This window comes from Bradyrhizobium sp. 197 (genome assembly GCF_023073375.1).
GTDB lineage: Bacteria > Pseudomonadota > Alphaproteobacteria > Rhizobiales > Xanthobacteraceae > Bradyrhizobium.
In genome coordinates this window covers 112,356-125,181 of sequence record NZ_JADPJJ010000102.1, presented here as the reverse complement: position 1 = coordinate 125,181, position 12,826 = coordinate 112,356, and the positions used below count along the sequence as shown (strand labels likewise).

Below are 12,826 nucleotides of genomic sequence, written 5' to 3'. Positions count from 1 at the left end.
TAGCCGCCGGAAACCACCCGAGGTGTCGCCAAAGGCGAGCGACAGCCCGGTCACGATGATGATGATGACGGCAATGATCTTTGCGACCGGACCTTCGACGGATTGCAGGATTTGGTTCAGCGGCTGCTCCCATGGCATGTTCGAGCCGGCGGCCCAGGCCGGCGCGCTGGCGAGGGAAAGTGTGGCGAATGCTGCAATTGAGATGAAGCCGGGCGCGAGAGAGGCTCGTGTGGTCATGACTGATCTCCGATGTTCGAAAGGCTGTAGTCGCCTGATGATCCAAGGCCGTTGACGCACGCGAGTTCGCTCAAACGCCGTTCGCCGCCACGGCCAGAGAGCACGGCGATGACGTTGATGGTCTCTGCGATCAGCGCACGCGGGACGGTGATGACGGCTTCCTGGACCAGCTGCTCGAGCCGGCGCAGCGCGCCAAGCGAGGTCCCCGCGTGGATCGTGCCGATGCCGCCGGGATGTCCTGTGCCCCAGGCTTTCAAAAGATCGAGGGCTTCGGCCCCACGGACCTCGCCGATCGGAATGCGATCAGGGCGCAGGCGAAGAGAGGAGCGCACAAGGTCGGAGAGCGAGATCACGCCATCCTTGGTCCGCAGCGCCACGAGGTTCGGTGCCGTGCACTGAAGCTCCCGGGTGTCTTCGATGAGAACGACGCGGTCCGATCCTTTCGCGACCTCGGCAAGCAGCGCATTTGTCAGCGTGGTCTTTCCGGTCGAGGTGCCGCCGGCGACCAGGATGTTCTTCCGTGCGGCGACCGCATTGCGAAGCGCGCTCGCTTGGCTCACGTTCATGATGCCTGCGGCGACATAGTCGTCCAGGCCGAACACGGCGACCGCCGGTTTGCGGATCGCAAACGTCGGCGCGGCAACAACCGGCGGCAGCAATCCTTCGAAACGTTCCCCCGTTTCCGGCAGCTCAGCCGAAATCCGGGGGGAGCCGGGATGAACTTCGGCTCCTACATAGTGCGCGACCAGTCGGACGATTCGTTCGCCATCCGCTGCCGAAAGGCTCTCTCCGGTGTCTGTAAGCCCGCTCGACAATCGGTCGATCCATAGCCGCCCGTCAGGATTGAGCATCACCTCCACAACGGTCTGATCTTCCAAAAAGCCCGCAATGGCCGGCCCAAGGGCGGTGCGGAGCATGCGCGCCCCGCGCAACTCGGCTTCCGAATGAAATGAATGTATCGCCACGGCTGCCCCACATGATCGAGGCCCTGCCCTTCAGCGGCCTCATGTGAGACAAGTAGAAAAAGCAGATCCTACGCTATCGCAAGACAGGATCATCACCGTCGTAGTCTGGCGTAGAAACGGCAAGAGTCGGAAAGGAAGGTTCGGTAAGCTCGTGTTCGGCGCGCCGAAAGAGGCGCACCCCGTTGGCATCGGCACGTCAAGCTCGCGTCACCACTCCAGGTGTTCATCCGCCTCCAGGATCGCAGCCTCGCTCGCTAGGATAGGGGCATGAGCCGAACTCCAGCCGCAGGCCGGTTGGAGTATGGCCGGAGTCCTGCCTTTCCCTTTCCGGCTTCGAAACCATGGAACGGCAAACCAGGCGAGCGCCGCCAGCTGTAGCAGCACGTTCAGTCCGAACGCGGTCTGGTAGGCAATCAACGGATGGTGGCCGGCATCAAGGGGCCATCGCTCAAGAATCAGTCCCGTCCCGTACTGCACGATGAAGGCCCAGCCAAATTGCAGGACGTTCAAACCACCATTCGCGCGCGCGACCAGTTGGGGTGGGAAATAATCTCCTATGATGGCGTAGGTCACAGCGGTGGCCGATCCGGCCACCGACACGACGCACCACGGCAGAAGTGACGGCCAGGGCGGATGCAGGATGAGGACGATCTCCGCTCCGATCAACAGGGCCGCGACGGCCGCGAACAACACTTCCATATTCCTGCCACGGCTGCGCACCCAGGTTGCAAGCACGCCCAAGGCTAGCGCCCCGAGGCTCAAAACGGCCGCCATCACGAACAGCTCACTGACGAGACTTGTTCGATTCAGCTGTTCTACATCGCAAAGCCAAGGTGCCGCCCACAAGGACTGCAGTGCCCAGGCCGACCCGATACAGGTTGCCGACAGGGGGGCAATCCGCCAGAAGCGTTGATCAGAGTAGATGGTTTTCAGTGTGGCCGGCTTCGTGCTGCCTGATGGGCTGTTGACTCGTTCGGGAGCGACCAGATAGATCAAAATGGCAGCGAGCGCGCTTGCGGCGGCCAGCGCCGCGAACAGGCCGCGCCAGCCTATCCAGTCCAGGAGCACTTCGGCAGGAGCGGTTGCCGTGACCGCGCCCAACGAACCCAGCATGATCATAAAGCCATTGATGAGGGCCAAACGTTCTCTGGGAAACCAGAGGACGATCATTTTCAGCCCCGACATCAGCGCTGCTGCACTCCCAAGTCCGATCATCGCGCGGGCGATGAGAAGCGAAACGAAACCCGTCGATAGTCCAAAAAGCGCGGACCCCGCTGCTGCCACAGCCAATAGCAAGCTCTGGACCCGGCGCGGCCCGTAGCGATCCAGTAACATGCCGATGGGAAGCTGACCCGCCATGACGACCAGGAAATAGATCGACGTGAGCAGCCCGATGTCGGCAGCGCCAAGCCCCAGATCGGAGCCAAGGGGTCCAGCGATCAGCGTATTGATCGTCCGGAACAGGTAGGCAAGGTAGTACCCGGCCGCGAAGGGAAGAAAGATGCAGGCGATGAGCCGCCACACAGGAAGCGGCTTGATGCGTACCACAGGCGTTGTCTGCGCGGCGAGCCCTTTCAGCTCGCTTCTGCCGTTCTGGACAGTGCGCTCAACAGAACGAGCTGGACAGGTTCCGAAAGTTCAGCTTGCTGCCGCCCTCCTCGGCGGCAGCGCTCGGGTGAGAGCCCCCCTCTACAGCGGGTGCGGACGAACCCTCCTGAAGCAGTTCTTCTACAGTTCGCCTCTCTGACACACCGCCGCCGGTTTCAGAGGCGCGCCAGCTCGGCGTTCCGAGCCGATCAATGGTCTCCTGAATCAATGGTTGGCCAAGCCGCACGCCGTGCTCGACCTGTTGAACCAAAACGTTGCAGCGTTCTTGGCCGAGCAGGCCGGCGTCCCGCTGCTGGGATGATTGCATGGCCGCCGTAACGGTGAGGTGATAGCGCGCATGCAGTGCCACTGTCTCGGCAACGATCGCGACCTGCCGCTCGAGCCTTGCCATCTGGCCACTGACCCGGTCCAGAGTTTCACGAATGAGTCCTTCGGCCCCTTGCGCAGGAGCCAGAAAACGCTGAAGCGCCGTCTCGACGACCATGCTCTTGCCGAGCCCCGTGCGTTCGGTCGCTGCTTCAAGCTGCTCCAAGATGCTTTCGGAGAGCTGAACGATGATCTTCTTGGTTCGCAGACCCTCGTTCGAGCTCGGCTGCACCTCGCCATCGGAACCATTCCCAATAGAGCTGGCGTGACCTTCAGCCTCACCATCGACCTGCATTGTTTCTTCAGCTCCTCAATTGCGACCGCTCGAAACGGCACACGCTACCCGTGCAGCGTGCCTTTTCGGTCGAAACAGATGAATCGGCCCAGCGATGATGCGTCGACAGAAGGGTCAATCCGGCCACGACATCAATCGCGCCGACATCGGCGTCGTAGTCTGGCGTAGCCAAAGAAAGACGAGGCGGGCTCAAGATGAGCGGGATCTCTCAGCCTCCTGCGCGGCAGCTAGGGCCACTCGCGATGGCCTTCTGGGACCTCAAGAAAGCTCCCCGCGCTTCACGACTCTGTGTCGGTCTGCCTGCGCGCGTGCGCGCCGGCTCGGCTCACCTAGGGCCGGCGCTGCTCGATCACCAAGGGGCGTCACAGGCACTCTGCGCGCGAAACTATTTATTCGGGCTTCTCGGAGGCTTGCACGTCGATGCTTACCTCCTTCAGGACGCTGGATCCGCTCGCAAGTCGTCGTCCCAGCGCTTCGACAAAGCGCTCGTACCGCTCACCGCCCTTGGCGCGAGCGGCAGGGCTCGAATGCTCCGGCAATGCCGGAGTTGAGGTCAGCCAGAACCGGATGAAGAGCGCGACGGTCTCAAGCGTGATGCCATCGTTGCGTTCAAGACGCTCAAGCACCCGCACAATCCGATCCAGCCGTTTTCCTATCGCAGCCTCGCGCCGATCGGAATCGTCAGGAGAAAGAAAGGAACCTATTGCGGCCTCGACCACCAGCGACTTGGACCGGCCACCGCGGCTTGCGAAGGTCTCGAGCGTTTTGAACGTTTCGGGATCGAGATAGACGCTGAGCTGGACCTTTTTCACGCTGCCTCGCTCACAGATCCATTCCATCGTCCGGATCGAGAGTGACGGTCCGCGCAACTCCCTGCACCGACCGGCTCATCAGTTGCGCCTGGACGGCATCCGCGTCACCCTCCTCGAGCTCGGGGTCGAACTCGTGCTCGCCGGCCGGCGTCTTGATCTCGATTTCCTCATGCTGCGGCAATTCCGGCTCGCGGCGTAAGCCGCCGTTCGCCTCGTCGCTCCTGCCCGCACGCCTGGTCAGCAGCTGGCGCGACGGCGATATTGGGGCGCGGGCTGACCAATCATCTGGGCGAGTGGGCTGCTTGTTCGGCGCCAAGCGGGGCGGCTTCAAGACACGTCGCTGGAATTGCGGATCCTCATAGTAGCGGACCTTGTTGGCACGGACCGGGTGCACACCGGAAATCATCACGACCGCGTCTTGCGGAGACAGTTGCATGATTTCGCCGGGGGTCAGCAGCGGACGGGAGGTCTCCTGGCGGCTGACCATCAAGTGCCCAAGCCAAGGGCTCAAGCGGTGGCCCGCATAGTTCTTCATGGCTCGCAATTCGGTCGCAGTTCCGAGCGCGTCGGAGACGCGCTTGGCGGTGCGCTCGTCATTGGTCGAAAAGGCGATCCGGACGTGGCAGTTGTCAAGGATCGCATGGTTCGGACCGTAGGCGCGTTCGAGCTGGTTAAGGCTCTGCGTGATGAGAAAGCTGCGGATGCCGTAACCTGCCATAAAGGCGAGTTGGCTCTCGAAAAAGTCGAGCCGGCCGAGGGCTGCAAACTCGTCAAGCATCAAAAGCAGCTTCTGCCGGCGCCGGTCGGGATCAAGGCTTTCGGTCAAACGCCGTCCGATCTGGTTCAGGATGAGCCGCATCAAGGGTTTGGTGCGGACGATGTCCGATGGCGGCACCACGAGGTACAGTGAGACGGATTCAGCGCGGTCGACGAGATCACGGATGCGCCAATCGCTTCGCGCGGTGATCTTGGCAACTACCGGATCACGATAGAGCCCGAGGAAGCTCATCGCCGTCGAGAGCACACCCGAGCGCTCGTTCTCGCTTTTGTTCAAAAGCTCGCGTGCCGCTGATGCGACGACCGGATGGATGCCTGTCCCAAGATGCGGAGTCGCCAGCATTGCGTTGAGCGTAGCCTCGATCGGGCGAGACGGATCCGAAAGGAAATTTGCAACCCCGGCGAGGGTCTTATCGGCTTCGGCGTAGAGGACATGCAGAATTGCCCCCACCAGGAGTGAGTGGCTGGTCTTTTCCCAATGATTGCGGCGCTCGAGTGCACCCTCAGGATCGACGAGAATATCCGCGATATTTTGAGCATCTCGCACCTCGCAGTCGCCACGGCGGATCTCGAGGAGTGGATTGTAGGCGGCGCTGGCCGGATTGGTCGGATCGAACAACAGCACGGGCCCAAATTGCGCGCGCCATCCGGAGGTCAACTGGAAGTTCTCGCCCTTGATGTCATGGACGATGGTGGAGGCCGGCCAGGTCAGAAGAGTCGGAATGACGAGGCCAACACCCTTGCCGGAGCGCGTTGGCGCAAAGCAAAGCACATGCTCGGGCCCGTCGTGGCGCAGATAATGACGTCCGAACCGGCCGAGCACGATGCCGTCAGGGCCTAACAGCCCGGCCCGTCTGACTTCGCGTAGATCGGCCCAGCGCGCCGAGCCGTAGGTGGTGACGTCCCGCCCTTCATGGGCCCGCAGGACCGAGAGCAACATGGCGAGCGCTATGGCCGCGATGCCGCCGCTTGCAGCAATCGCGCCACCCTCCAGAAAAACGACGGGGGCGTAAGCATCGAACTTGAACCACCAGCCAAAGAAAGCTGCCGGCTGATAAACTGGCCAATGCCCGAGCTTGAACCAGGGAGCCCCAAGTTGCTGCTGGAATGCAAGCCGCCAGGCTGTCCATTCGGTCGCCGCCCACAGGAACGCGAGCACGATGAGGCAGACCAGGATGACCTGGTGCCAAATGATCTTTGTCGCCGACATGATCGGAACATCTCGGCATATGGACATGCGCACACAACCACAATCGTGCTCGCGTCGCAGTCGCGCGCGTGGCAGCGCAGAGATTGGCGGGGACAAAGAGGAGATAAGCCGGCGTTCTTGCGCTATCTGCACGAGAATGGCTATGGCATCGTGCACCTGGTGCCAGCTGGCCCATCCAGAGCAATGCTGAAGTCGCCCGTTAGCGGCAAGCCGCAGCAGTTCGCGCCGCTGAGAGGGTAGATTGCGCTAATCTAACCAACTTGTTGTTCACGGCGCCGCCGGGTCCACATCGATGCTGATGGCACGGCGGTATCTTCAACTAGCGAAGCTCGCTTCTTTGGCGAGATCGGGTCTCATTTCAGGAGGGATCCCGATCCAACCGTTGCCGCCGCCGTCGGTGATGTCGGCCTTATCCGATCCGGAGATTCTCGGCTGATACTTTGCCGGACCGACCGGCCTTGGCCTCGAAGCTGATCCGAGCGCCTTCTGCCAAGCCGGTGTATCCGGCCTTTTCAACGGCGCTGATGTGCACAAAGACGTCGGGGCCGCCGTCATCCGGCTTGATGAAACCGTAGCCCTTGGTCGTGTTAAACCACTTTACAGTACCGATCGTCACCGTCACTTCTCCTAAATGAACACATGCGATCTAGCGAAAACTCGCAACGGCATCAAGATCTCCAGGAGGAGGAGACAGTGCTCGGAACCGGGCACGCAGAAAGGTCGAACCAGCGAATGTCCCGGCCCCCAAGACTCGCTGGGACGTGGTTGCGGTGAGCGCGAATACAGCGAACTTCCTCTCGCGACAAAAGGATAGCGGGGTTCGCTTGTACATGGGTGAGCGCAGCCGCAGCTAGCGCCGCAGTCTTGCGTCGCAGCCCAGCGAAGAGACTGCCAGTCAAAGTGACAGGCCCCGTTTGCGGCCCCAGGACCAATCGACATTGCCTGGACCTGCGATCCCGCTCACCTGTTTGCCCAGCTCCCGCTCCAGTGAAGGAGCCCAAGGCACGAGCTGAAAGCCGAGCCCATTATCAATCATGGCAAAGCGCCCGGAGGCGAGGGAAAGCCGCTGTCGGTATGTTCCCGAAACCTGTTCACCTGATCGAGCAGTTAGATGCGTAAGCCCCGTCTCCTCCGTAAGTCGCCGGCCGGCGCTATCGAGCTCGCGGCTTCGCAAGGTCTCGATCAGATTCCGGCCAAGCCGCACTTTGTCGCCGTGCCGCTGAGCAAGTCCGTACTCTGCCAGCACATCAATCCGCTGTTCCAGGGCTGCCCGGACCTCTGCGCCAAAGCCGGCGCGCGAGAATTCAGGAGGTTCGCGCGCCACAAGCTGCCGGTCGAGCCATGTGGCGCCTTCCGCGGTGACCTGCTTTTCGAGGACGAGTTCCGATCTTACCGCGAGTGCGATGCGTGTCCGTCCCCTCGTATCCTCAAAGCGGCGGAGCTCCACGACGCCTCCGATCGGTCCGTCGCCAGCGGCCTCGATATCGGGGAGTTTGAGGTGATGGACGCGCCCGTCTATGCCGTCGACAATGGCAAAGGCACTGCCCCTCAGTTCGTCGTCGTGTCCGCGGGCGACGAGACGGCCAATGATCGGTTCACCGTGATGCTCGCCTTCGAGCGCAAAGGAGGACGGTGAGCGTGCGATACCATCCTTGGCAATCGCCTTGTGCAGCCGCTTGATGATGTCGCCGCGCTCGCCAAGCGCCCTCAGGCGTGGCTCGGCGTCTTCGGCCAAGACCCAGCGAGCGGGCCCCGCCGGCTCTGCCACACCCAGGCGCTCCAGCATCCGCATCCGCCCGATCCGAATGTCTCGTAACGGGTCCCGGGCACCATCCCGTTCCGGCCTTAGATCGATGACCCTATCGGCTGATCCCGCTTGCCGCGCGAGCACCCGGTCGAGCCTGGTCCAGCGTTCGGCGCTCACCTCGGCTTCCAGCCCTTGGCGGATCTGGAGCTCGGATCGAGGACCGAGTTCGCGGGTGACGAGATCGCCGGCCCGGGCGCGCAAGCCAGTTGCGATGTAGTCGCGACTGATCACGAGATCTTTTCCATCATCGGCGCGTCCGCGCACGAGAATATGAATGTGCGGGTGCTCGGTATTCCAATGATCGACCGCGACCCATTCGAGGCGCGTTCCAAGGTCGCGCGAGGCCTGATCCATGAGTTCACGGGTGAAGCTGCGCAGGCTGGTGAGCTCGCCTGCATCATCGGGCGAAACGATGAACCGGAAATGATGCCGGTCACCCTCGCAGCGTTCGGCTAAGGCGTGGCCGTCTGCTTCATCTCCGAGAGCATCAAAGAGCTTGCCTGGCGCCCCGTCCCGGGTGACCCCGTCACGCTGCAGATAACCAAGATGGGCCCGCAGCGCCCCGGGCGTGCGCATTCGGCGCACCACCCGCGCCTTGACCATGGCGCCGCGAGCCCGGTTGTTGAGCAGTCTGGATGCTGCAAGACTCGCTGCGCGTCCACGTCCGAAGTTTGTTCCACGGCGGTACCCGCGTGACAGACCGCCGGCCTTCTGCGCGGCTCTGAGGGCCTGCGCCAGAAACGGCTTTGCCCGCGGCGCTCGCGTAGAGCGAATGCGGCCAGGGCGGATTCGGAAATCGTCCTTACCGGCCATCGTTTGTCGGCAGGGTGCAAAAAGCTGAGCCGCGGCTGCAATTTGGCAAAACTGAAAATGTGCGCTCAAGATTCGCAAATTGCATTGGATGATTGAAACTAAAGCAAGATTTCTCACAACCGACCGGCCGCACCTTGCGGCTTTTATCCTGCCATCCCCGGTCCGCTCCTTCCGCCCGTGTCCTCATCACTTTCCAAAATGCGAGACCTTGCGATGGCACGCGAGGAGATGCGATTATCGTCATTGAGACTTCGCCTCGTCCGATCGCGGCACGAACAGACCAATCGCATGGGGCACAAGTCCAATTGTGTTGGGGGTCAGCGTGTCTTTCGACGAAGACATTTCATGCAGAGCAGATACTGAGCCCCGGTCAGTCAACGCGCGATATAGTCGCGGAACGAACAGCTTGGCTTGCTTCCAATTTGTGCGGTGACCAGGGACCGAAGTATCGCGCCAGCGCTGTATGATGCCGGTCAATGGCTCGAGTTTGTTCAGGTAGGCCAGGGTTTTTTCAGGCAGCGCGCGCCCCCTCGCCAGATGCTTCGCGTACCGCTGCGGGCCTGCGTTGTAGGCGGCGAGAAATCCGTCCGAGCCGAACCGGTCCAGCATCTCTCGCAGGTAGGCGGCCCCGGCGAAAATGTTGTCATGGGGGTCAAAGGGGTCGATGCCTAGATTGTAGCGGGCGCTCAGGTCGACCCACGTCCCTGGCATGATTTGCATCAAGCCCAGGGCACCTCGAGATGACACGGCGTGCGCTTTGCCACTGCTTTCGACCTGGATCACGGCACAAACCAATTGCACGGGAACTGCAAACCGGCGGGACGCCTCGGCAATGAAGGCCGCATATGGGACGAATTTGCCAAGGCATGTTGAGGGCGGAGCAGGCGCCTGCAATTCGGATTGGGCTCGACAGCCCGACGGCAATTCGACAGCTGCAAAAGCTGCCAGGAATGCCACGACGACACGCAGGGATGGACGGCATGCCCGCATCGCCTCGAGCGCAGCCTGAGAGAAGTCAAGGTGATGCCTTTGCAGCTGATCATCATCGGCGCGCCCGCATCTGCCGACGAGCTTGGCCGGGAATGAGCAAAGGGATTGTGGTCCGCGGAAGCATGATGAAGCTGCAAGTCGATGAAGCGAGGCAAGCATGGTCATTCGTCCTTTGTCCACACTGGCAAAGCCTGGCCGATGACGGCGGAGGCCACGATCGGCCCGAAATAGCGGCCGTCAAAAGAATCGGCCGATTGCCAGTTCATCAGAAAGATCTGGTCGGCCGTCAGGACGTGGCATCCTTGCCATGCGGGCAAAGGCCGTCCACGGCCATCACGCTCGCGGGCCTCGCCCATCTCGATGCCGTCGACGAGGATAGTGAGTTCTCGTCTGCAGACGGTGTGCCCCGGGAGCGCCAAGACCCGCTTGAGCATGGGAATGCCGAGCGGCAGATAGCCGTTCAAATCAAGGAAGGACGCAAGCGGGTCAGGCGGGCGAACGGCTACGAGCGAGGTGACACGGAGACGCTCTACCGGCTGCAAGCGGTAAAGACCGATCGGCACGCTGTGCGAAGCGTTCCAAATATACCATGGCGCTGTGCCCCGGTCGGCGGAGAGCGCAATAGCCGTGCCCCCGCACATTGCAAGAATTGTTATGAGCCGGCCCATCAGAGTGTCACCCTTCGGCGCCGGAGCCACGCCTGGTGACGCGCACAGGTGTAGCTTCGCGGAGTCTCATTCACCAAAAGGCGGTTGTGCGCGTGGTGCCAGTAGTCGGGCGCCGCGTCGGCAGGATCGATGCCGAGTGCTTCCACCGCCGCGATCAGCTGCAGGACACGTTCGACCTTCGGCCAACCGGACAATCTCAGCAGGCTCTCGCCGCCCGGACTGATCCAAGGCACGGTCGAGTAGCGCTGCCCTGGCGCGCGCGCGCGCAGAATATCGATGCGTGACAGTACGGTTCCGAAGTCATTGGAGCTCCAGCGTACGAACGCAAAAATGCTCCCAGGCGCAAATGAAAGGACACGCCGGTGATGGTCGATGATCGTTTCCGATGTAGGCCGGCCGAACCGAATGCGGTTTTCGATGCGTTTCTCGAGCCACAAGAGCTCAACCGTCGTGAGATCATTCATATTGAAAATCCATATCGCAAGACGGCGGGCGCGGTGCCCAGACGTGGCGATCTGAAATCCAGGACGAGGAGGCCTGATAGGCAGACGACAAGCGCCGCGAAGCACGACTGCTTCGCGCATGCGGCTGCGTCAGAACGCCAAGCGAGCCTGAAGACGGGACAAGGCTCCTGCAGGTCCAGGACTGCGAAGGCCCATTTCCACGAACGACGACGCAGCTCAGCCGCCATCGTGCGGAGGTTGGCGCACGTGTCACTGACAACCACGGACTCTGCAGCGACGTGGACTGGCGGTCCGTTAGAAGGAATCCGAAGGATTCCTGGTTAGTAGAGTTAGAGGAAGCGGAAGTTCCTCTGTGGCAAGGGCTTTTCCGCGATAGCGGTCCCTGATCGCACGCGTTTTCGGTCCCCGATGGCACGGTGGCGCTGGTCCCTGATAGCACGGCGGGATTCACAGGTTTTCCCCCGAGCCAGAGATCAGCGCGCGCTTGCGCAGCCGGTGGGTAAGCGGGTCGACCGGAGTGGGAGCGAAGTTCAGCCGTTCCGTCCCATTTGGGTCGTGCGAGATGACCAGTTCATATCCTGGCAATCTCTGCTGTCGAACGATCTGGCGCAGGTCGTATGCGAAGTGCTTGAGTGGCGATAGGCAGCCCGATTTGGCGTGGAGGTGCACAAGATCAAAGCTCCAGCCGCCCTTTTGGCGACCGCCGTGCTTGCGCACGAGGCGATAAAGCCAGCGCTCCAGTCCGCCAGTCAGATCGAAATATGCGCGGTCGATCGTCAGCACGAGCGCTTCGTTCAGAACACCCGTGTAGAACCAGTCTGGCAGGATCAGCTCAAGCCCGCGGGCGCGGCCGTGCATATCCGCCGTCTCTTTCCATTCGTTGATCCACGAGAACCGATGCTGCCGGCGCTCGGTCGGCTGGCGAATGGATGTCATCACGGTGGTCGATTGCAAGCGGTCGAGCGCAGCCTTGAGGCGATCGTAGTCGCGCACGCTTGTGCCGCGTCCCACGAAAGTCAGGATCTCGTAAGGGGTGGCGGCCATCAAGCGCGACGTCTTCAAACCTGCGTCACGCGCCTGGATAATTTGCGAGGCGGCCCAGATCAGCACGTCCGCATCCCAGATGGTTGCCATGCCATGTTCCGGCACAGCTTCGACACGGATTTTGATTGTCCCGGCCCCGAAATCGATGGGAACGGTCCGCTTTGACTTCGCCAGCGAAAAGAACGGATAAGCCATTAGGTCTTGCGCGTCGCGCGGCGCGAGATCACCGGGAAGAGCGCGAAACAGGTCGAGCTGATCCCGTTCTGAGTTGCGCCGCCAGCGCGCAAATGAGTTGCTGTCCGGCATGGGTCAGCGCCGCTCCTTGCCTGCGTAAGCAATGGGCGGGTGGCGCTTGGCGGGCAGAACCGTGCCAACCCCGGGATCGCTGGTCGACGTTTTGGCGCCGCGGTCCACCCATGCTTTCAGGTCTTCGAGCGCGTAGACGACGCGGCCGCCCAGCTTGCGGTAGGTCGGACCTGTGCCATAGGTGCGATGCTTTTCGAGGGTGCGGCCGGAGAGGCCAAGAAAGCGTGCCGCTTCTGGTGTGCGAAGATAGCGCTGCGGCATGCCGGCGTTCGGGTCGGGCATCGGATCGCTCCCGTGATGTCATGGAGCGCGACGGAGTTTGATCGCGCGTCGAGGGACACCATGGAGGAGCGAAGGCACTTGAGGGGATGCCGAACATTGTTAGGACGATTTCGGCACCCCTCCTTTTGGTTTCGCGCTGCGATCGCGAAAAGAGGACTGCAGGCTTTGGTAGTCAGCAATCG

The 12,826-nt window shown here is 61.8% G+C and carries 13 protein-coding genes; all 13 read right to left on the bottom strand.

What is annotated here, in order from left to right:
* On the bottom strand, positions 1–237 hold a 237-nt coding region (locus IVB27_RS25055), incomplete at its 3' end, for a TrbC/VirB2 family type IV secretion system protein (protein WP_247445830.1).
* Positions 234–1,154 (bottom strand): P-type conjugative transfer ATPase TrbB, encoded by a 921-nt coding sequence (gene trbB / locus IVB27_RS25050; protein ID WP_247445829.1) that lies wholly within the window; start codon positions 1,152–1,154, stop codon positions 234–236. The genes trbB and IVB27_RS25055, both read right to left, overlap by 4 nt.
* A 255-nt stretch (positions 1,155–1,409) precedes the next feature.
* Positions 1,410–2,750 (bottom strand): MFS transporter, encoded by a 1,341-nt coding sequence (locus IVB27_RS25045; RefSeq protein ID WP_524536503.1) that lies wholly within the window; start codon positions 2,748–2,750, stop codon positions 1,410–1,412.
* 58 nt (positions 2,751–2,808) lie between these two features.
* On the bottom strand, positions 2,809–3,471 hold the full coding sequence (locus IVB27_RS25040) for a ribbon-helix-helix domain-containing protein (RefSeq protein WP_247445828.1): 663 nt from the start codon (positions 3,469–3,471) through the stop codon (positions 2,809–2,811).
* A gap of 389 nt (positions 3,472–3,860) precedes the next feature.
* Positions 3,861–4,283, bottom strand: coding sequence for a CopG family transcriptional regulator (locus IVB27_RS25035; RefSeq protein ID WP_247445827.1), 423 nt, complete (start codon positions 4,281–4,283; stop codon positions 3,861–3,863).
* A 10-nt stretch (positions 4,284–4,293) separates the two neighbouring features.
* Entirely contained in the window at positions 4,294–6,270 is a 1,977-nt protein-coding gene (locus IVB27_RS25030; protein ID WP_247445826.1) for a conjugal transfer protein TraG, read from the bottom strand.
* Between the two features lie 409 nt (positions 6,271–6,679).
* Positions 6,680–6,886, bottom strand: coding sequence for a cold-shock protein (locus IVB27_RS25025; protein WP_247408864.1), 207 nt, complete (start codon positions 6,884–6,886; stop codon positions 6,680–6,682).
* 279 nt (positions 6,887–7,165) lie between these two features.
* Positions 7,166–8,890 carry a relaxase/mobilization nuclease domain-containing protein gene (locus IVB27_RS25020; RefSeq protein ID WP_247445824.1) on the bottom strand — a complete coding sequence of 575 codons (1,725 nt, stop codon included), beginning with the start codon at positions 8,888–8,890 and terminating at the stop codon, positions 7,166–7,168.
* Between the two features lie 240 nt (positions 8,891–9,130).
* Positions 9,131–10,045 carry a lytic transglycosylase domain-containing protein gene (locus IVB27_RS25015; RefSeq protein WP_247445823.1) on the bottom strand — a complete coding sequence of 305 codons (915 nt, stop codon included), beginning with the start codon at positions 10,043–10,045 and terminating at the stop codon, positions 9,131–9,133.
* Positions 10,042–10,548: a S26 family signal peptidase gene (locus IVB27_RS25010; protein ID WP_247445822.1), complete on the bottom strand. Its 507-nt coding sequence runs from the start codon at positions 10,546–10,548 to the stop codon at positions 10,042–10,044. Before IVB27_RS25010 ends, IVB27_RS25015 begins: the two co-directional genes overlap by 4 nt.
* Entirely contained in the window at positions 10,548–11,012 is a 465-nt protein-coding gene (locus tag IVB27_RS25005) for a DUF2840 domain-containing protein (protein WP_247445820.1), read from the bottom strand. The genes IVB27_RS25010 and IVB27_RS25005 overlap by 1 nt, the downstream gene beginning before the upstream one ends.
* A gap of 447 nt (positions 11,013–11,459) precedes the next feature.
* Positions 11,460–12,362 (bottom strand): replication initiator protein A, encoded by a 903-nt coding sequence (locus IVB27_RS25000; RefSeq protein ID WP_247445819.1) that lies wholly within the window; start codon positions 12,360–12,362, stop codon positions 11,460–11,462.
* Positions 12,363–12,365: 3 nt separating this feature from the next.
* Positions 12,366–12,644: a helix-turn-helix transcriptional regulator gene (locus tag IVB27_RS24995; RefSeq protein WP_247445818.1), complete on the bottom strand. Its 279-nt coding sequence runs from the start codon at positions 12,642–12,644 to the stop codon at positions 12,366–12,368.
* Positions 12,645–12,826: the final 182 nt, after the last annotated feature.

Excerpts from the sequence above, each read along its gene's own strand:
- IVB27_RS25040 (WP_247445828.1), bottom strand. The coding sequence starts at position 3,471 with ATGCAGGTCGATGGTGAGGCTGAAGGTCACGCCAGCTCTATTGGGAAT.
- IVB27_RS24995 (WP_247445818.1), bottom strand. The coding sequence starts at position 12,644 with ATGCCCGACCCGAACGCCGGCATGCCGCAGCGCTATCTTCGCACACCA.
- IVB27_RS25030 (WP_247445826.1), bottom strand. The coding sequence starts at position 6,270 with ATGTCGGCGACAAAGATCATTTGGCACCAGGTCATCCTGGTCTGCCTC.
- IVB27_RS25005 (WP_247445820.1), bottom strand. The coding sequence starts at position 11,012 with ATGAATGATCTCACGACGGTTGAGCTCTTGTGGCTCGAGAAACGCATC.
- IVB27_RS25015 (WP_247445823.1), bottom strand. The coding sequence starts at position 10,045 with ATGACCATGCTTGCCTCGCTTCATCGACTTGCAGCTTCATCATGCTTC.
- IVB27_RS25000 (WP_247445819.1), bottom strand. The coding sequence starts at position 12,362 with ATGCCGGACAGCAACTCATTTGCGCGCTGGCGGCGCAACTCAGAACGG.
- trbB (WP_247445829.1), bottom strand. The coding sequence starts at position 1,154 with ATGCTCCGCACCGCCCTTGGGCCGGCCATTGCGGGCTTTTTGGAAGAT.
- IVB27_RS25020 (WP_247445824.1), bottom strand. The coding sequence starts at position 8,890 with ATGGCCGGTAAGGACGATTTCCGAATCCGCCCTGGCCGCATTCGCTCT.
- IVB27_RS25010 (WP_247445822.1), bottom strand. The coding sequence starts at position 10,548 with ATGGGCCGGCTCATAACAATTCTTGCAATGTGCGGGGGCACGGCTATT.